Source organism: Streptomyces sp. NPDC059564, assembly GCF_042735575.1.
In the GTDB taxonomy this organism is placed as follows: Bacteria; Actinomycetota; Actinomycetes; order Streptomycetales; family Streptomycetaceae; genus Streptomyces.
In genome coordinates this window covers 1-19,343 of sequence record NZ_JBHWBP010000132.1, presented here as the reverse complement: position 1 = coordinate 19,343, position 19,343 = coordinate 1, and the positions used below count along the sequence as shown (strand labels likewise).

The following is a 19,343-nucleotide window of genomic DNA, read 5'->3' as shown; positions in this document are numbered from 1 at the left end:
CCCCCCACCAACCCCCGATAGGCGACGTCCCCTCACCCATCCGGCCCACCGGCCATTCCAGCCCGGCCGAGCAAATTCCAGCCCCGCCCGGGGGCACCCCCCAGCGGTAGCCGGGGGAGTCTGAGGCGCGGGGTCTGGGGCGGAGCCCCAGGATCTTCCAGCCTCGCCGCCGCTTGAGGCGCGGGGATCCGGTGGCCGGCCCCGGCAACGGCACCGCACGGCACAACGCGGCCGGGGCCGGACACCATCGGTGTCCGGCCCCGGCCGGTACTACGCCTACGCCCCGGAAGCGGGGTTACTTCTTGCGCCGACGCCCGCCGGAGGCCTTCTGCGCCTTGCGCCGCTCCGCCCGAGTCATCCCGTCCCCGCCATCACCGGCGGAGCCATCCGCGTCGAAGTCGCCCTCGACGACCCCGCCCTCCCCGTCCACCGACGGCGCGGAGAAGTGCAGCCGGTCCGGCCGCTGCGGAGCCTCCAGGCCCTTGGCCCGGATCTCCGGCCGCGCTGCCGCCGGCTCCTTCGTCAGGGACGGCGCCGCGGCCTGCACCGGAAGCTCCTCGACCTGCTGCTCGACCTGGACCTCCAGGTTGAACAGGTAGCCGACGGACTCCTCCTTGATGCCCTCCATCATGGCGTTGAACATGTCGAAGCCCTCCCGCTGGTACTCGACCAGCGGGTCCTTCTGGGCCATCGCCCGCAGGCCGATGCCCTCCTGCAGGTAGTCCATCTCGTACAGGTGCTCGCGCCACTTGCGGTCCAGCACCGACAGCACCACGCGCCGCTCCAGCTCGCGCATGACGTCGGAGCCGAGCGCCTTCTCACGCGACGCGTACTGCTCGTGGATGTCGTCCTTGACGGACTCCGCGATGAACTCGGCGGTGATGCCCGCGCGGTCGCCGGCGGCCTCCTCCAGCTCCTCCACCGTCACCTTGATCGGGTAGAGCTGCCGGAAGGCACCCCACAGCCGGTCCAGGTCCCACTCCTCGGCGAAGCCCTCGACCGTCTCGGCCGCGATGTACGCGTCGATCGTGTCGTCCATGAAGAAGACGACCTGCTCGTGCAGGTCCTCGCCCTCCAGGACGCGACGGCGCTCGCCGTAGATGACCTCGCGCTGGCTGTTGAGGACCTCGTCGTACTTCAGGACGTTCTTGCGCGTCTCGAAGTTCTGGGTCTCGACCTGCGACTGGGCGGACGCGATCGCGCGCGTCACCATCTTGTTCTCGATCGGCACGTCGTCCGGCACGTTCGCCATCGCCATGACCCGCTCGACCATCTGCGCCTTGAACAGGCGCATCAGGTCGTCGCCGAGCGACAGGTAGAAGCGGGACTCGCCCGGGTCGCCCTGACGGCCGGAACGGCCGCGCAGCTGGTTGTCGATACGGCGCGACTCGTGCCGCTCGGTGCCCAGCACGTACAGCCCGCCGAGGTCCTTGACCTCTTCGAACTCGGCCTTCACGGCCGCCTCGGCCCGCTTGAGCGCCTCGGGCAGGGCCTGCGCCCACTCCTCGATGTGCTCCTCAGGGTCGATGCCGCGCTGGCGCAGCTCCGCCTCGGCGAGGTCGTCCGGGTTGCCGCCGAGCTTGATGTCGGTACCGCGGCCGGCCATGTTCGTGGCGACCGTGACCGCGCCGCGGCGGCCGGCCTGGGCGACGATCGTCGCCTCGCGCTCGTGCTGCTTGGCGTTCAGCACCTCGTGCGGGATGCCGCGCTTGGAGAGCTGCTGCGAGAGGTACTCGGACTTCTCGACCGACGTCGTACCGACGAGGATCGGCTGGCCCTTCTCGTGCTTCTCCGCGATGTCGTCGACGACCGCGGCGAACTTGGCGACCTCGGTGCGGTAGATCAGGTCGGGCTGGTCCTTGCGCTGCATGGACCGGTTCGTCGGGATCGGCACGACGCCCAGCTTGTAGATCTGGTGGAACTCGGCGGCCTCGGTCATGGCCGTACCGGTCATGCCCGACAGCTTCGAGTACAGGCGGAAGAAGTTCTGCAGGGTGATCGTGGCGAGGGTCTGGTTCTCGTCCTTGATGTCCACCCCTTCCTTCGCCTCGATCGCCTGGTGCATGCCCTCGTTGTAGCGGCGGCCGGCCAGGATGCGGCCCGTGTGCTCGTCGACGATCATGACCTCGCCGTCGATGACGACGTAGTCCTTGTCGGCCTTGAACAGTTCCTTGGCCTTGATCGCGTTGTTGAGGTAACCGACGAGGGGGGTGTTCACCGACTCGTACAGGTTCTCGATGCCGAGCCAGTCCTCGACCTTCGCGACACCGGCCTCGTGGATGCCGACGGTGCGCTTCTTCTCGTCGACCTCGTAGTCGCCGGTCTCCTCGATGCCCTTGAGCGGCTGGCCCGCCTCGCCCTTGGTCAGCCGGGTGACCAGCTTGGCGAAGTCGGCGTACCACTTGGTGGCCTGGTCGGCCGGACCGGAGATGATCAGCGGCGTACGGGCCTCGTCGACGAGGATCGAGTCGACCTCGTCGACCACGGCGAAGTTGTGGCCGCGCTGCACCAGCTCGTCCTGCGACCACGCCATGTTGTCGCGCAGGTAGTCGAAGCCGAACTCGTTGTTCGTTCCGTACGTGATGTCGCAGCTGTACTGCTCGCGGCGCTGCGCCGGGGACATGTTCGCCAGGATGCAGCCGACGTCCAGGCCGAGGAACTTGTGGACCCGGCCCATCATCTCGGAGTCGCGCTCGGCGAGGTAGTCGTTCACCGTGATCAGGTGGACGCCCTTGCCGGACAGCGCGTTCAGGTAGGCCGGCAGCGTGCCGACGAGGGTCTTGCCCTCACCGGTCTTCATCTCGGCGACGTAGCCGAGGTGCAGCGCGGCACCGCCCATGATCTGGACGTCGTAGTGCCGCTGGCCGAGGACGCGCTTCGCGGACTCGCGCACGGTCGCGAAGGCCTCGGGCAGCAGGTCGTCCAGGCTCTCGCCGTCCTGGTACCGCTGCTTGTACTCGTCCGTGAGCGCGCGCAACTCGGCGTCGGAGAGGTTGACGAAGTCCTCTTCGATGGAGTTGACCTGGTCCGCGATGCGGTGCAGTTTGCGCAGGATCTTGCCTTCGCCTGCACGCATGAGCTTGTTGAAGACGGACACCGAGGTTTGTCTCCTTGCCGGTCGGGCCTGGGCACTGTACGTACACGGGCACGGCAGGTGGGCCCCACCGCAACGGCCATCGTAAGCGAGGACGTGGTCGCGTCGGGAGGTCCGCCGTATCCGCAGGGCACGGGCGCCCGGAATGAGAACGTGCGGACCGGGCCGAAGGTGCCGGTGGGAAGGAAAACTGCTCGCCCGCCACCCCCGGCGCGGCCACAATCCGTGGATGGAACCCATCACCCTGCACACGGACCGCCTGGACCTGCGTCCCTTCACCCCGTCGGACGAGGACGAGGTCCACGCCGCCGCCCAGGACCCCGACATCCAGCGGTGGACCATGGTCCCCTCCCCCTACGAGCGCGAGCACGCCAAGGCCTTCGTGGGCGAGATCGTCCCCGGCGGCTGGCGCGAGGACACGGGGTACAGCTTCGCGGTCCGCCTCGGCACGGGCGGCCCGCTGGTCGCGGCGATCGGCGTCCACGTGCACGAGGTGTTCGGGTCGCGCACGTACGAGGTCGGCTACTGGGCGACCAGGGAGCACCGGGGCAACGGCTACATGGCCGAGGCCCTGGTGGCCGTCGCCCGCTGGGCCTTCACCGCGCTGGGCGCCGTACGGCTGGAATGGCGCGCCGAGGTCGGCAACGAGGGCTCCAGGGCCGTCGCCGAGAAGGCGGGCTTCCGCGTCGAGGGGCTGCTGCGGGCTTCCCTGGAGCGGGGCGGCACCGCCCGGGACGGCTGGGTGGGCGCGCTGCTCCCCTCGGACCTGGGCCTGCCCTCCGCGCTGCCCTACCTGCCCGCTGTCAGTGCCGGGTCCTAGGCTGCGGCCATGACCAGCAGCCTGCCGCAGCCGACGCTCTCCCTGTCCGCCGACGAGGCCCGCCGCATCGCCCTGCGCGCCCAGGGCTTCCTCGGCGCACCGGACCGCAGGGGCGGTGTCCGCGGGGTACTGCGCGACCTCGGCGCCGTACAGCTGGACACCATCTCCGTCCTGGCCCGCTCGCACGAGCTGATCCCGTACGCACGCCTCGGCGCGGTCGGCCGGGAGGCGGTGGAGAAGGCCTACTGGTCGCAGAGCCACGCCTTCGAGTACTGGTCGCACGCGGCGTGCATCCTGCCCATCGAGGAGTGGCCGCACTTCGCCTTCCGCCGCCGGTCCCGGCGGGCGCGCGGCCACCGCTGGCACGTCCTGCGGGACAAGGAGCGCTCGACGAAGACCGTCCTGGACCGCCTCACGGCCGACGGCCCGCTGACGTCCTCCGAGCTCGGCGGCGCCAAGAACGGCGGCGAATGGTTCGAATGGTCCGAGACCAAGATCGCGGTGGAGTGGCTGCTCGACACCGGCGAGGTGGTCTGCACCGAGCGGCGCGGCTGGAAGCGGGTCTACGACCTCGCGGACCGGGCCGTCCCGGACGCGCTGTTCCACGACGACCTGGACGACCGCGAGTGCCTGCGCCGCCTGGTCGCCCTGGCCGGCCGCTCCCTGGGCGTCGGCACCCGCGCCGACATCGCCGACTACCACCGTCTCAAGGGGGACCAGTTCGACGCGGTGGTCGCGGACTCCGGCCTGGTCCCGGTGACGGTGGAGGGCTGGACCAAGCCCGCCTGGGCCGATCCGCAGGCGCTCGCCTCGGCGCCGCGCGGCCGCCACCGCACCACCCTGCTGTCCCCGTTCGACTCGCTCGTCTGGGACCGCCCCCGCACCGAGCGGGTCTTCGGCTTCACGCACCGCCTGGAGGCCTACGTCCCCAAACCCAAGCGGATCCACGGGTACTTCGCGATGCCGCTGCTGGCCGGCGGCCTGCTCCAGGGCCGCGTCGACCCGGGCCGCGAGGGCACCACCCTGGTGGCCCGGCAGCTCTCGCTGACCACCCCGAAGGCGGCCCCCGCGATGGCGCTGGCCCTGCGGGAGGCGGCGGAGTGGGTCGGCTGCGACGCGGTCCGCGTCGAGCGCGCCTCCTCGCCCGCGGAAGCCGCGGCGGTCACGGCGGAACTCGACGCGCTCTAGCGCGGGCCCTGGCCCTCGCTCCGGCTCGGGCTCCGGCTCGGGCTCCGGCTCGGGCTCCGGCTCCGGCTCCGGCTCCGGCTCCGGCTCCGGCTCCGGCTAGCGGATTTCGAGGATCTTCTCGCGCATCGCGTAGACGACCGCCTCCATGCGCGAGTGCAGCTGGAGCTTCTCCAGGATGTTGCGCACGTGGTTCTTGACGGTGTTCTCGGAGATGAACAGCTGCTTGGCGATGTCCCGGTTGTTCATCCCGGTCGCCACCAGCTTCAGGACCTCCAGCTCGCGGTCGGTCAGCCGCGGCGCGGGCACCAGCCTGCGCTCGTCGGTGCGCTGGATCATCGACTTGAACTCGGTCAGCAGCTTGGACGCCATCGACGGGCTGATCTGCGACTGCCCGTCCGCCACCGCGCGGATCGCCGTGGCGACCTCGTCGGTGGAGATCTCCTTCAGCAGGTAGCCCGTCGCGCCCGCCTTGATCGCGTCGTAGAGGTCCGCCTCCTCGTCGCTGATCGTCAGCATGATGATCTTCGCGGAGGGGGCCACCTCCTTGATCGAGGTGCAGGCCTCGATCCCGCCGCGCCGCGGCATCCGTACGTCCATCAGCACGATGTCGGGCAGCAGGTCGGCCGCCTTGTCCACGGCCTCCGCCCCGTCCCCGGCCTCGCCGACGACCTGGATGTCCTCCTCCTGCGCGAGGACGATCTCCAGCCCGCGCCGGAAGAGGGCGTGGTCGTCGACCACGAGCACCCGGATGGGTTCACCCGCGGGGCCGTCCGCCGGGTCCGCCTCACGACAGCCCGCGCCGTCGTCACCGCGCACCGGCCCGAAGCTGTCCGCCATCGTCTCTCCCCCTGCATGTGCTGAGCCACCGGGTCAACCCGGCGGGGTCGGCCGCCGGTTGACTGCCCGCCATGATTCCATGCCCGGGTGTCCGTACGGGGGTCCGCGCGAGGCCGCCTGGCTCATACGCGCCACTACCGGCCACTACCGGCCACCCCCGACGACAACCGGCCATCGCCGCCACGACAGGTCACAACGGTCACCAGGTCACGCAGGTGCCCCTGCGGATCGCCTGGGCGTTCCGCAGGGGCAACGGATGAGGGATCAGCCGCCCAGCGCGCCGCCGGCGCCCGCGGCCGGCTCGTCCGAGCTGGAGGCGCCGTCGGCGTTCAGGTGGACGACGCCGTAGTCATAGGCGTGACGGCGGTAGACGACGCTGGGCATCTTGGTGTCGGAGTCGACGAACAGATAGAAGTCGTGGCCGACCAGTTCCATTTCGAACAGCGCCTGGTCGAGCGACATGGGCCCGGCCGAGTGGGTCTTCTCGCGCACGATCAGCGGGCCCTCGCCCTGGACTTCCAGGGATCCGATCCGGGTGGTCGGGATCCCCGACGCCTCCTCCTCGGTGACCGGCTCGCCGTTGCTGTTGAGCGTCGCGGCGCCCACCACCGTGCTGGCGACCTCGGACGCCGGAATCCGGCCGTTGCCACGGCGGGTGTGGCGCTTGTCGTGCTGCTTGCGCAGCCGGGCCTCCAGCTTGTCCTGAGCGAGGTCCAGCGCCGCGTACGGGTCGGCGGCGGCGGCCTCTGCCCGGATCACGGGGCCCCGCGAACGCAGGGTGATCTCCACGCGGTCGGAACGGTCGGCCTGGCGCGGGTTGTGCTCCTTGGACACCTCGACGTCCAAGCTGATCACCTTGGCGTCGAGCTTCTGGATCCGCTCCGGATTCAGCTTCTCGGCCACGTGCTTGCGGAACCGCTCGGGCACCTCGGTCTTGCGGCCCTTGACGACGATGTCCACGCAGAACTCCGTTCCCGGAGAGCCTCGCCGTCAGCGGCGAAGCGTCTCCCTTTCGCACCAGACCCCGGTGAACACCGGAGCCTCGGACTTGGCGACTTTCACCTCCTCCTCCCCCATCGGCAAGATCTACATCCCACCGACTTCGGAGTAGAGAGAACCCCCTGAACAGGCACCGACACGAAGTCCTCACAACCGAACATATCCCTCAAAGCCGGTTGTCGGCACCCGCTACCGGAACGTACCTCCGTTCAGGTGGCTGTTCCCTCTTACTACCTGCAACGTTGCGCATTCCCCAGCAGTTCCAAATCTATTCACAAGTTTTTTGGTCTGTACGGGTTGCCGACCGGATCCTCGCGAAGGAGTCCGCCGGCGCCGCGACCACGGCCGCCTTCCGCACGCACAGCCCGGCCGCCCGCAGGGCCCGCGCGGCCTCCGCGAGCGTGGCTCCGGTGGTGATCACGTCGTCCACCAGCACGATCCGAGCCCCGGCGATCGCCCGGACCCCGTCCCGGCGCACCTCCAGGGCCCCCGCCAGGTTCTCCAGCCGCTGCCGGGCCCCCAGGCCCGCCTGGTCCGCGACCCGCCGCCGCAGCCGTAGTACGGGCGCCACGCGGGCGGCCGCACCGGCCCCGCGCAGCCGCGCCGCGGCGGCCAGGGCGGTCCTGCGCGCCGGATCGTGCCCGCGCGCCCGCAGCGTCCGCCGGGCGGAGGGCACAGGGACCAGCGCCAGCTCTCCCGCCCCGCTCCTGCCCGCGTCGGCCCGGAGTACCGCCGCGGCCAGCGCCGTGCCGAGCGGGCCGGCCAGCGGCAGCGCCCCGCGCTCCTTGTGGGCCAGTACGACGGCCCGTACGGCCCCCGCGTACGCCGCCCCGGCCTGCACCTCGGGCAGCCCGACGGGCCCGGCCCCGCGCGCGTCCGGACGCACCGGCCCCGCCCCGGCGCCGCTCAGCGCGCCACGGCAGTCCGGGCACAGCACGAAGCGCGCGGCCCCGCAGCCCGCGCAGTCGGCCGGCAGCACCAGCCCCGCCAGCTCCTGCCACCACCCCCGCATACCTCCACCCTGCCCGCGGACGACAGCCCCCGCGACCCCTGTGGAAAACCCCGGCGGCCCGCAGCCCGCCCGGCCCCCGTCAGCCCGGGTACACCGGCGCCCGGCCGCCCGCCGCCACCGTGCGCCACTGCGCCCCCGGCGGCAGCCACACGATGCCGATGCCGTCCTCGCCCGAGAAGGCCACGACCGGCTTCGCCTCGTCCTCGGTGGCCGCGATCGCGCTCAGCCCCGTCGCCCCCGGCAGGCTCGCCGCGACCATGGACCCGTCGGCCAGCATGTAGCGGGCCTGGTCCACCCCGCCGCTCTCCCGGCCCACGACCAGCAGCCGGCCCCGCGGCGCCCAGCTCATCGCCGTGACCTCCGCCATCTGCGGGGCCGCCGGCCGCAGCTCGCGCACCGACAGCGGCGACGCGTCCCCCTTGCCCTCGGGCCGCTCGATCCGCCCGATGTACAGGTTCTTGCGCCCGCCCTCCCGTTCGACGAGCAGCGCGAGCCGCACCCCGTCGGGGGAGGCCTTCAGCGCGGTGATCCTCCCGCCGTCCAGCCCGGCGACGTCCACCTTCTGCGGGGTCCCCGTCCCGCCGGGGATCCGGTACAGGCCCACGGTCTGCGGATCGAGGTCCGCGACCCACAGGTCGCCCTGGGCGTCCCAGCTGGGCGCGGTCAGCTTGCCGGTCTTGCTGGTCAGCGCCGGCGGCGGCATCTGTCCGGCCGTCGTCAGCGTCACCACGTACAGCCCGTGCCCGTCGTCGGAGACGACCGCGGCCCGCTTCTCGTCGTACGTGACGGCCGCCGAGCCCACCTTGAAGGGAGCGGTGGCCAGCGGCCCGGGCGCGGGCTCCGGCCTGTCCTGCTGCTGTTCCTCGGCGTTGACGTTGAGGACCATCCGGACCAGCTTGAAGTCCTTGTCCACGTAGTACTGGTGCTCGGGCGACGGCGGCCGGCTGGCGATGACCGCCGCGGCCGATCCGGTCACCCAGCAGTGCGTGGACTTGCCGTCGGAGCGCAGCAGTTCGACCCGGTCCAGCCGGGAGGCCGTCAGGTCCCGCACCGTGTACAGGAGTTGGGTGGCCATCTTCTGGCACTGCGGCTGCCCCACGTTGTCGCCCTCCTTGTTGAGCGGCACGCGCAGGGTGTTCTGACCGTCGTACGAGAGGGACTTGGTGCCCTCGCGCAGCTGGGTGCCGGTCGGGAAGGCGGTGGAGACGACCGGGCCGAGCCACTTCGAGGGGCCGGCGAGCAGCGACTGCACGGTCTGCGTGGTCGGGTCCGCCCGCGAGTCGGGATCGCTGCGCTGGCGCACGTACACCGGGTCGGCGACGAGCCTGCCGCCCGCGAAGTAGTACTTGTTCACCGGCTTGTAGATGCGCTGGAAGTCGGACTCGCTGAGCACGAGGCTGCTGGGCGGGGTCGCGATCCGCCACTGCTTGTTGACCTGGACCAGCTGGAGGAACTCCTCGTAGCGCTTGCCACCGGTCTCCGGCTGGTAGGTGCTGCGCTCGTCGACGGTCGCGAGCTTCTTGCCGGTGACCTTCCAGCGGGGCCCGTCGGGGTCCTTCTCGCCCTGGACGGGCACCCGGTCGAGGCCGGCGGAGAGCACGGTGACGGCCGAACCGGGCTTCCAGTCCTTCGCGGCGTCCTCGGTCAGGTACTTGCGGGCGGTCGCCAGCTGCGGATCGTCGCTGGTCATGGCCTCCAGGAAGCCGTCGACGATGTCGGCGGCGCTGGCCTTGTCGGCCGGCGGTACGCCGAACACGCGCACCTGGGAGTCGACGCCCTGCGAGGCCTCCACCCGCCGGATCTCGCCGCGGTCGGGCATGGAGGCGCAGCCGGCCAGCAACAGCCCGGCGGCCCCGAGGGCCGACAGCGCCCGGAATCCTCCCCCCGCGCGCCGTGCACCCCGTACGGGACGTACCCGCCGTGCGCCCCGCGCGTCCGCCGACGCGCGTTCAGCGTCCTCCACCGGATCCATCCTCCTGTGCTGCTCCCTGATCGGCGGGCCTGGCCACGACCCGGGCGCCGTTGCCGGGCAGCGCCGTGGGGTCGGCGGGCACCGGCTGGGCGGTGGTGACGGCCGGCCTCGGCGGTATCGGCGAGCGGTCGGCCCGCGCCGGGCGCCCGGCGCCGCCCGCGCCCGGCCCGCCCGAGGCGTTGTCCCGCCCGGCGGCGTCGGCCGCGGCCCGCGCCCGGTTGCCCCGGGAGTCCTCGGGCTCCAGCGGGATCGGCGATCCGCGCAGCGGCTCGTCGGCGGTCCGGGGCAGGGTGAGGCGGAACTGCGAGCCGCCGCCGGGCTCGCCCCAGGCCTGGAGCCAGCCGCCGTGCAGCCGGGCGTCCTCGACGGCGATGGACAGGCCGAGGCCCGTACCGCCGGTGGTGCGCGCCCGCGCCGGGTCGGCGCGCCAGAACCGGTTGAAGACGCGGGTGGCCTCGCCGGGCTTGAGCCCGACCCCGTAGTCGCGGACGGCGACCGCGACGGCCCCGCCCGCCGACGCGAGCCGGATCACCACGTCGCGGCCCTCGCCGTGCTCGACGGCGTTGACGACCAGGTTGCGCAGCACCCGCTCCACCCTGCGGGCGTCGGCCTCCGCTATCACCGGCTGGGTGTCGCCGAGGACGCGGATCCGGGTGCCCTTGTGCTCGGCGAGCGGCTCGGCGCCGTAGATGACCCGCCGTACGACGTCCCGCAGGTCGATGGGCTCCGCCTCCAGCGCGGCCGCGCCCGCGTCGAACCGGCTGATCTCCAGCAGGTCGGCGAGGAGCGACTCGAAGCGGTCGAGCTGCCCGGCGAGCAGCTCGGCGGACCGGGCGGTGACCGGGTCGAAGTCGACGCGGGCGTCGTGGATGACGTCGGCGGCCATCCGGACCGTCGTCAGCGGGGTGCGCAGCTCGTGGGAGACGTCCGAGACGAACCGGCGCTGCAGCCGGGACAGGTCCTCCAGCTGCTGGATCTTGAGCTGGAGGTTCTGGGCCATCTTGTTGAAGGCCTCGCCCAGGCGGGCGATGTCGTCCTCGCCGGTGACCTTCATCCGCTCCTGGAGCCGCCCGGCCGAGAGCCGCTCGGCGATCCCGGCGGCCATCCGGACGGGGGTCACGACCTGCCGTACGACGAGCCAGGCGATGGCGCCCAGCAGCACGACGACGAACACGCCCGCGGTCGCGAAGGTGACCTTGACCAGGTTGAGGGACTCCTCCTCCTGCGTGAGCGGGAAGAGGTAGTACAGGTCGTACGGGTCCCCGTTGATGTCGGTGAGCCGCTTGCCGACGACCAGCGCGGGCTCCGGGGGCTTCTCCCCGCTCCCGGCGGTGTACTTGATCTCCGAGAAGGTCTTGAAGGTGCCGGTGGCGTGGTTGACGGCCTGGCGCAGTCCCAGCGGGACGCTCGCGGTCGGGTCGACGTTGCCGGAGGCGCGGGCGCCCTTGACGCCCTGTCCGCCGGGCGCCTGCTCGCCGGTGCCCGCGCCGAGCGCGACGACCTCGAAGGCGGTCTGCCCGCCACTGGCGAGCTGCTTGACCAGGGAGTTCATCCAGGTGCTGGCGTCCCGGCCGACCTTGTTGTCGGTGGCGTCGGGCCCGTCCACCGCGGACGGCATGTTGGCCTTCTCCTGTGCGACCGCGAACCCGCCCGCGGCCTGGCTCTGCGCGGCCTCCTCCTTGGCGTCGAGGAGGCCCTTGCTGACCTGCGCGATGACGACGAAGCCCAGCGCGAGGACCACCGCCAGCGACATCAGCAGCGTCGCCGCGACCACCCGGAGCTGGATGTTGCGCCGCCACAACCGGACAGCCGGAAGCAGCGGCCGGCGTACGAGGCGTACGAAGAGCCGCAGCACGGGGCCGCCGGGCGCTCCGTCCTTACCCAGACGCAGCACCCGGCCGCCCCACGGGGCTCCCCCTCGGGGGCCGCCCCGGGGCGTACCGGGCGGCACGTCAGCTCGGTCCGGCCTTGTAGCCGACACCACGCACCGTCACGACGATCTCGGGGCGCTCCGGGTCCTTCTCGACCTTGGAGCGCAGCCGCTGCACGTGCACGTTGACCAGGCGGGTGTCCGCCGCGTGGCGGTAGCCCCAGACCTGCTCCAGCAGCACCTCGCGGGTGAACACCTGCCACGGCTTGCGCGCGAGGGCGACCAGCAGGTCGAACTCGAGCGGGGTCAGCGCGATGGCTGCGCCGTCGCGCTTGACGGAGTGCCCGGCCACGTCGATGACCAGGTCACCGATGACCAGCTGCTCAGGCGCGGGCTCCTCCGACCGGCGCAGTCTTGCCCGGATCCGGGCCACCAGCTCCTTCGGTTTGAAAGGCTTCACGATGTAGTCGTCGGCGCCGGACTCCAGGCCCACCACCACGTCCACCGTGTCGCTCTTGGCGGTGAGCATGACGATCGGCACCCCGGACTCGGCCCGGATCAGCCTGCACACCTCTATGCCGTCCCGTCCGGGCAGCATGAGGTCGAGCAGTACCAGGTCCGGCTTCGCCTCCCGGAAGGCAGCCAGTGCCTTGTCGCCGTCCGCTACGAACGACGGCTCAAAACCTTCTCCACGCAGCACAATGCCGAGCATCTCGGCCAGCGCGGTGTCGTCGTCGACGACAAGGACTCGTCCCTTCATGCTTGACATCATCCCATTAGCTAATCGTTACCTGGCGGTGAGCTGTCCCACAGCCAAAAGGGCTGGAAATCGCCCCTCGGACCTGCGTGGTGATCAGGACGACCAGTCTGCCCCGGATCAGCGCGACAATTGAAGGGCGGGCGGCCCGGGATCCTGGGGGACGGCCGGTCCGTTCCGTGATCCCCCGTGGCACGATGGCAGCCGACCAGCGCGCCGGCCGCGGCGGGCGCACGCGAAGGAGCGACGATGAACGACTCTCCGGGCTGGGCCACGCCCGGATCCCCGTCCGACGGCCAGGGCTCCGACACCGACCGGCCGGCCGCGCCGCCCGCCGGCGACGGCAAGTGGTCCGCCGCCCAGCCGCCGCCCGGCCAGTGGTCGAGCCCGGGCACGGCCCCGACCCCTCCGGCACCGGCCCCGACGCCGCCCCCGCAGCAGCAGGGCGCCGGCTGGGGATCGTACGGCTCCCAGCCCGGACAGCAGCCCGGCACGCCCTACGGCGCCCCGTACGGGCCCCCCGGCGGCTGGGGCGGCCCGCCGCCCGCCGCCAAGCCCGGAGTGATCCCACTGCGCCCGCTCGGCCTCGGCGAGATCCTCGACGGCGCGGTCGGCACCCTGCGCGGCCACTGGCGCCCCGTGCTCTCCATCAGCCTGGTCGTCGCCGCCCTCTGCCAGATCGGGCTGCTGTTCGTCCAGCGCGCCACCATGGACAGCGCCGTCATCACCACCAACGAGCCGCCGACCGGGGAGCAGGCCGCCAAACTGCTGGGCGACACCGCGTTCCTCTACGGCGCCGAGTACTTCCTGGAGATCCTCGGGCTGTTCCTGGTCACCGCCCTGCTCGCACCCGTCGTCAGCCGCGCCGTCCTCGGCCGGACCTCCACCGTCTCGGCCACCCTGAAGGCCGTCCGCCCCCTGGCACCGCGCATGGCCGGCCTGATCGCCCTGCTGCTCGTCGGCGCCCTGGCCGCCGCCGTCCTCCCGGTCCTGCCCGGCATCCTCGCGGGCAGCATCGGCCTGGCGGCGCTGGGCATGCCCGTCGGGCTGGTGCTCCTGGCCTGGTTCTACGTGACCTTCGTGCTGGCGTCGCCCGCGCTGATGCTGGAGCGCGGCTCGGTCACCGACGCCATGAAGCGCTCCGCCAAGCTGGTCCGCGGCTCGTGGTGGCGGATCTTCGGCATCAGCCTGCTGACCTGGGCCCTGCGCACGATCACCGCGGGGATCATCATCATGCCGTTCGCGGGAATCGCCCTGTTCGTGTCCCCCGGCGGCTTCAGCTCCCTGCTGGACGGCTCCGCGGCCACGAACTGGACCTTCCTGATCATCACCGCGATCGGCGGGATCGTCGGCGCCGCCGTCACCGTGCCGATGCAGACCGGTGTCACCACCCTCCTCTACGTCGACCAGCGCATCCGCCGCGAGGCCCTGGACCTGGAACTCGCCCGGGCCGCCGGCCAGGGCGCCGGCGAACCGGTCACCGGAGGCTGATGCGGCGATGGGAACGGGGGGACTCATCGTCACGGGCGCGGCGGCCCTGCTGCCGCGCGACGCGACACCACCGGTGACGACGCCGCGCGAGGCGGCCCGTGAGGCGGCCGAGCGCGAGCTGTCGAAGCCCGCGTACCACCAGGACGACCCGGGGCTCCTCCAGCGCGCCCTGGACCGCCTCTGGGAGTGGCTCGGCGACTTCTTCGACCGCGCCGCCGGCGCCACTCCGGGCGGCGGACTCGGCCTCTTCGCCATCGCCCTCCTCGTCGTCCTGGCCGTCGGCGCCCTGTGGTGGCGCCTCGGCACCCCCCGCCGCACCGCCACCGGCGCCTCCGCCCTCTTCGACGACGGCCCGCGCAGCGCCGCCGACCACCGCGCGGCCGCCGAGGCCCACGCCGCCGCCGGCCGCTGGACGGAGGCCGTCCAGGAACGCATGCGCGCCCTCGTCCGGTCCCTGGAGGAGCGCACCCTCCTCGACCCCCGCCCGGGCCGCACCGCCGACGAGGCCGCCGCCGAAGCCGCGGCCTCCCTGCCCGGCCACGCCGCGGACCTCCGCGCGGCCGCCCGCGCCTTCGACGACGTCACCTACGGCGGCCGCGCGGCCGACCCCGACACCTACGCCCGCCTCCGCACCCTGGACACCACCCTGGCCCGCACGAAACCCACCCCCACCCCATGACGACCCCCACCCCCGATCCCGGGGCCACCCCAGCGACCACCCCGCCCGCCACCGGCCCGACCAGGCCCGTGGACGGCCCGCAGCCCCGCGGCACCATCCACCCCGCGGCGGCACCCAACGCCTCCGCGCCGGTAACCGGCACCGGCAGCCCCACCACCCCGCCCGGCCAGGGCACGGGCACGCCCACCACCCCGCCCGGCCTCGCCATGAGCACCCCGACGCCCGAGACCCCCGCCACCCGGGACGCGGCCCCCCAGGTCCCCACCCCGCCCGGCCAGGGCCACGGGCAGACCTCCACCGGTCTCACCCCCGCGCAGCTCTGGGGCCGCGCCCGGGGGTTCCTGCTCGCGCTCGGGATCCTCCTCGTCGCGGCCGTCGCCCTCGCCGGACTCCAGACGGGCGACCACCACGGCCGCCTCGACCCCCGCTCCGCCGACCCCGACGGCACCCGCGCCCTCGCCCAGCTCCTCAAGGAACGCGGCGTCACCAGCCGCGTCGTCACCAACGCCGACGAGGCCGCCGCCGCGGCCGGCCCCGGCACCACCCTGCTGGTCACCGACCCCGACCTGCTCGGCGAGCCCCAGCGGCGCGCCGTCCGCTCCGCCATCGACCTCTCCGGCGGCCGCACCGTCCTCGCCGCCCCCAGCAGCATCAGCCTCCCCGAGCTGGCCCCCGCCGCGCACACCAAGGCCTTCGCCCACCAGCGCGACCTCGACCCGGGGGCCCCCGACTGCGCCCTCCCCGCCGCCACCACCGCGGGCCGCGCCGGCACCGGCGACGGCCTCCGCTACACCACCGACCTTCCCGGCGCCGCCGCCTGCTACCCCAGCGGCGGCCACCCCACCCTCCTCGTGCTCCCCAGCACCACCAAGGGCGGCGACACCGTCCTCCTCGGCTCCGAGACGTTCCTCCTCAACGACCGCCTCGCCGAGCAGGGCAACGCCTCCCTCGCCCTCCAACTCCTCGGCTCCCGCCCGGACCTCGTCTGGTACCTGCCCACCCTCGCGGACATGCCCGCCGACACCGGCGCCGACGACCAGGGCCTCCTCGACCTCGTCCCGTCCGGCTGGACCTGGGCCCTGCTCCAGCTGTTCGTGGCCGCCGCCCTCGCCGCCCTGTGGCGGGCCCGCCGCCTCGGCCGCCTCGTCACCGAGAACCTCCCCGTCGTGATCCGCGCCTCCGAGGCCACCGAGGGCCGCGCCCGCCTCTACCGCAAGGCCGCCGCCCGCGACCGCGCCGCCACCGTGCTGCGCGCCGCCACCCGCGAACGCCTCGCCGCGCTGGTCGGCGTACCGGCCCCGCAGGCCCACGACCCCGCGACCCTGGTCCCCGCCGTGACGGCCCGCCTCCTCACCCCCGGCCCGCACGACACCGCGGCCACCCTCCTCTTCGGCCCCACCCCCGCCGACGACGCGGCACTCGTCGCGCTCGCCGACCACCTCGACGCCCTCGAAAGAGAGGTCCGCACCTCATGACGGCCACCACGGACAGCGCCCGTTCCTCCCTGGAAGCGCTCCGCACCGAGATCGGAAAGGCCGTGGTCGGCCAGGACTCCGCCGTCACCGGTCTCGTCGTCGCCCTCCTCTGCCGCGGCCACGTCCTCCTCGAAGGCGTCCCCGGCGTCGCGAAGACCCTCCTGGTCCGCGCCCTCGCGGCCTCCCTCGAACTCGACACCAAGCGCGTCCAGTTCACCCCCGACCTGATGCCGAGCGACGTCACCGGCTCCCTCGTCTACGACGCCCGGACCGCCGAGTTCTCCTTCCAGGACGGCCCCGTCTTCACCAACCTCCTCCTCGCCGACGAGATCAACCGCACGCCCCCCAAGACCCAGTCCTCCCTCCTCGAAGCGATGGAGGAGCGACAGGTCACCGTCGACGGCACCCCCCGCAAGCTCCCGGAGCCCTTCCTCGTCGCCGCGACCATGAACCCGGTCGAGTACGAGGGCACGTACCCGCTCCCCGAAGCCCAGCTGGACCGCTTCCTCCTCAAGCTCACCGTCCCCCTCCCCTCCCGCGAGGACGAGATCGGCGTCCTGACCCGGCACGCCGCCGGCTTCGACCCGCGCGACCTGCACGCCGCCGGCATCCGCCCCGTCGCCGGCGCCCGCGACCTCGAAGCCGCCCGCAAAGCCGTCGAACAGACCACCGTGTCCCCCGAGATCACCGCGTACGTCGTCGACATCTGCCGCGCCACCCGCGAATCGCCGTCCCTGACCCTCGGCGTCTCCCCGCGCGGCGCGACCGCCCTGCTGGCCACCGCCCGCGCCTGGGCCTGGCTCACCGGCCGCGACTACGTCACCCCCGACGACGTCAAGGCCCTGGCCCTGCCGACCCTCCGTCACCGCGTCCAACTGCGCCCGGAGGCAGAGATGGAGGGCGTCACGGCCGATGCCGTGATCACCGCGATCCTCACCCACGTCCCCGTTCCGCGCTGATGGCCCTCACCGGACGAGCCGCCCTGATCGCGGCACTCGCCAGCATCCCGGTCGGCGTCCTCGAACCGAGCTGGGCGGGCCTGCTGGCCGTCAACGCCCCCCTCGCGCTGGCCTGCTGCGTCGACTACGCCCTGGCCGCGCCCGTCCGCACCCTGAAGCTGACCCGCTCGGGCGCCACCTCGGTCCGCCTCGGCGAACCGGCCGACGTGCACCTCACCGTCGGCAACCCGGGCACCCGCACCCTCCGCGCCACGATCCGCGACGCCTGGCCCCCCAGCAGCTGGCGGCCCGGCTCCGAAGCGGCCGCCTCCCGCCACGCCCTGACCGTCCCCGGCGGCGAACGCCGCCGCGTGACCACCCGCCTGCGCCCCACCCGACGCGGCGACCGCCAGGCCGACTTGGTGACCATCCGCTCCTACGGCCCCCTCGGTCTCCTCGCCCGCCAGGGCTCGCACACGGTCCCCTGGACGGTCCGCGTCCTTCCCCCCTTCACCAGCCGCAAGCACCTCCCGTCCCGCCTCGCGCGCCTGCGCGAACTGGACGGCCGCACCAGCGTCCTGACGCGCGGTGAGGGCACCGAGTTCGACAGCCTGCGCGACTACGTACCCGGCGACGACACCCGTTCCATCGACTGGCGGGCCACCGCCCGCCAGCGCAAGGTCGCCGTCCGCACCTGGCGTCCCGAACGCGACCGGCACATCCTCATCTGCCTGGACACGGGCCGGACTTCGGCGGGCCGCGTCGGCGACGCCCCCCGCCTGGACTCCTCGATGGACGCGGCCCTGCTCCTGGCGGCACTGGCCACCCGCGCGGGCGACCGCGTCGACCTGCTGGCCCACGACCGCCGCCCCCGCGCCCAGATCCAGGGCCGCTCGGCCGCCGACACCCTCCCGGCCTTCGTCAACGCCATGGCCGGCCTCGAACCGGCCCTCGTCGAGACGGACTCCCGCACCCTGGTCTCCACCATCCTGCGCAACGCCCCGCGCCGCTCCCTGGTGGTCCTCCTCACGAGCCTGGACGCGGCCCCCGTCGAAGAGGGCCTGCTCCCGCTCCTCCCCCGCCTCACGCAGCGCCACACGGTGATCGTGGCCTCGGTGGCGGATCCGCACATCGCGGAGATGGCCACCTCCCGCGGTTCCCTGGACGCCGTCTACGAGGCCGCCGCGGCCACCCAGACCCAGTCCCAGCGCCACCGCACGGCGGACCAGCTCTCCCGCCACGGCGTCCACGTGGTCGACGCCACCCCCGAAGCCCTGCCCCCGGCCCTGGCCGACGCCTACCTCTCCCTCAAAGCCGCTGGCCGCCTCTAGCCTCCCGGACGCCCCGTGCCGGCCTGACTACGCTGGTCGGTGCACCCCACCACGAGGACACCATGGCCGACCTCACTCCCGAGCAGCTGCACCGCATGCACGAGTTCGCGGAGCAGCTCGCCGAGCTGGCCGAGCACCAGGAAGACCAGTGGAAGGTGCAGACCACCGACGGTCAGATCTTCCTCACGATGATGAGCCCCACGGCTCCCCACGGGCTGAATGTGGTGCGGCTGCGCCGCCAGATCGAGACGCAGACACCCGAGGTCATGGCCCTCAACGACACCAACATGGGTGATCCTGTCACCGGCCTGACCAAGGTCCCCGACCTCATGGTCATCGCGGAGGAAGACACCGACGACACGGCGAAGGTCGTCAACTCCCGCGACGTGCTGATGGTCGTGGAGGTCGTCTCCCGCACGAACTCCCTCACCGACATCCGCGACGAGCTGCACGACTACCCGAGGATGGGGGTTCCGCTGTATGTCGTCGTGGACCCCCGCAAGGACAAGAGGACCGTCACGGTGCACAGCGACCCGTCAGAAGGTCCCGACGGCATCCGCTACCGCAAGAAGGTCCCCTACGCGTTCGGGGACACCGTCACCGCCGGCCGATGGACACTGGACACAACCAGCCTCAAGAGCTATCCCGCCGACTGGTAGTGACGCGAGGGGGGAGAGAGACGGGCCTCGCGGACCGGCCCGTAAACGCAGAAAAGCCCCGCACCAGTTACCTGGTGCGGGGCTTTCCCACAATGATTGTTCGGCGGCGTCCTACTCTCCCACAGGGTCCCCCCTGCAGTACCATCGGCGCTGAAAGGCTTAGCTTCCGGGTTCGGAATGTAAACCGGGCGTTTCCCTAACGCTATGACCACCGAAACACT

The 19,343-nt window shown here is 72.7% G+C and carries 15 protein-coding genes and 1 rRNA gene; 8 read left to right on the top strand and 8 right to left on the bottom strand.

Features of this window, described 5'->3' with window-relative positions; genetic code table 11:
* Positions 1-295: 295 nt before the first annotated feature.
* Positions 296-3,097 carry a preprotein translocase subunit SecA gene (gene secA / locus ACFV0Q_RS22160; RefSeq protein WP_385007901.1) on the bottom strand — a complete coding sequence of 934 codons (2,802 nt, stop codon included), beginning with the start codon at positions 3,095-3,097 and terminating at the stop codon, positions 296-298.
* 226 nt (positions 3,098-3,323) lie between these two features.
* Between secA and ACFV0Q_RS22155 the strand changes: the two genes are divergently transcribed.
* Positions 3,324-3,914 carry a GNAT family N-acetyltransferase gene (locus ACFV0Q_RS22155; RefSeq protein WP_385007899.1) on the top strand — a complete coding sequence of 197 codons (591 nt, stop codon included), beginning with the start codon at positions 3,324-3,326 and terminating at the stop codon, positions 3,912-3,914.
* Positions 3,915-3,923: 9 nt separating this feature from the next.
* On the top strand, positions 3,924-5,102 hold the full coding sequence (locus ACFV0Q_RS22150; RefSeq protein ID WP_385007897.1) for a winged helix-turn-helix domain-containing protein: 1,179 nt from the start codon (positions 3,924-3,926) through the stop codon (positions 5,100-5,102).
* A gap of 96 nt (positions 5,103-5,198) precedes the next feature.
* On the opposite strand, the gene ACFV0Q_RS22145 is transcribed toward ACFV0Q_RS22150, so the two are convergent.
* The 6 genes from ACFV0Q_RS22145 to mtrA form a co-directional block, all read right to left on the bottom strand.
* Complete coding sequence (locus tag ACFV0Q_RS22145; protein WP_385007895.1) at positions 5,199-5,939, bottom strand: response regulator; 741 nt, start codon at positions 5,937-5,939, stop codon at positions 5,199-5,201.
* Between the two features lie 264 nt (positions 5,940-6,203).
* The gene (gene hpf / locus ACFV0Q_RS22140; protein WP_385007893.1) at positions 6,204-6,899 is read right to left on the bottom strand and encodes a ribosome hibernation-promoting factor, HPF/YfiA family; all 696 of its coding nucleotides are present in this window, start codon (positions 6,897-6,899) and stop codon (positions 6,204-6,206) included.
* Between the two features lie 307 nt (positions 6,900-7,206).
* Entirely contained in the window at positions 7,207-7,950 is a 744-nt protein-coding gene (locus tag ACFV0Q_RS22135) for a ComF family protein (RefSeq protein ID WP_385007891.1), read from the bottom strand.
* A 79-nt stretch (positions 7,951-8,029) separates the two neighbouring features.
* Entirely contained in the window at positions 8,030-9,913 is a 1,884-nt protein-coding gene (locus ACFV0Q_RS22130) for an LpqB family beta-propeller domain-containing protein (protein WP_385007889.1), read from the bottom strand.
* A complete protein-coding gene (gene mtrB / locus ACFV0Q_RS22125) occupies positions 9,900-11,906 on the bottom strand; it encodes an MtrAB system histidine kinase MtrB (protein ID WP_385007887.1) in 2,007 nt (668 codons plus the stop codon). The genes ACFV0Q_RS22130 and mtrB overlap by 14 nt, the downstream gene beginning before the upstream one ends.
* Entirely contained in the window at positions 11,875-12,564 is a 690-nt protein-coding gene (gene mtrA / locus ACFV0Q_RS22120; RefSeq protein ID WP_351826892.1) for a two-component system response regulator MtrA, read from the bottom strand. The genes mtrB and mtrA overlap by 32 nt, the downstream gene beginning before the upstream one ends.
* 234 nt (positions 12,565-12,798) lie before the next feature.
* Between mtrA and ACFV0Q_RS22115 the strand changes: the two genes are divergently transcribed.
* From ACFV0Q_RS22115 to ACFV0Q_RS22090, 6 genes are all read left to right on the top strand, one after another.
* Complete coding sequence (locus ACFV0Q_RS22115) at positions 12,799-14,040, top strand: hypothetical protein (protein ID WP_385007884.1); 1,242 nt, start codon at positions 12,799-12,801, stop codon at positions 14,038-14,040.
* Positions 14,041-14,047: 7 nt separating this feature from the next.
* Positions 14,048-14,719: a DUF4129 domain-containing protein gene (locus ACFV0Q_RS22110; RefSeq protein ID WP_385007882.1), complete on the top strand. Its 672-nt coding sequence runs from the start codon at positions 14,048-14,050 to the stop codon at positions 14,717-14,719.
* A gap of 206 nt (positions 14,720-14,925) precedes the next feature.
* Entirely contained in the window at positions 14,926-16,194 is a 1,269-nt protein-coding gene (locus ACFV0Q_RS22105; protein ID WP_385007903.1) for a DUF4350 domain-containing protein, read from the top strand.
* Entirely contained in the window at positions 16,191-17,153 is a 963-nt protein-coding gene (locus ACFV0Q_RS22100; RefSeq protein WP_385007881.1) for an AAA family ATPase, read from the top strand. The genes ACFV0Q_RS22105 and ACFV0Q_RS22100 overlap by 4 nt, the downstream gene beginning before the upstream one ends.
* Positions 17,153-18,463, top strand: a complete 1,311-nt coding sequence (locus tag ACFV0Q_RS22095; protein ID WP_385007878.1) for a DUF58 domain-containing protein — start codon at positions 17,153-17,155, stop codon at positions 18,461-18,463. Before ACFV0Q_RS22100 ends, ACFV0Q_RS22095 begins: the two co-directional genes overlap by 1 nt.
* Before the next feature lie 62 nt (positions 18,464-18,525).
* Complete coding sequence (locus ACFV0Q_RS22090; RefSeq protein ID WP_385007876.1) at positions 18,526-19,122, top strand: Uma2 family endonuclease; 597 nt, start codon at positions 18,526-18,528, stop codon at positions 19,120-19,122.
* Positions 19,123-19,220: 98 nt separating this feature from the next.
* On the opposite strand, the gene rrf is transcribed toward ACFV0Q_RS22090, so the two are convergent.
* Positions 19,221-19,338: ribosomal RNA gene (gene rrf / locus ACFV0Q_RS22085) — 5S ribosomal RNA — on the bottom strand.
* Positions 19,339-19,343 lie beyond the last annotated feature (5 nt).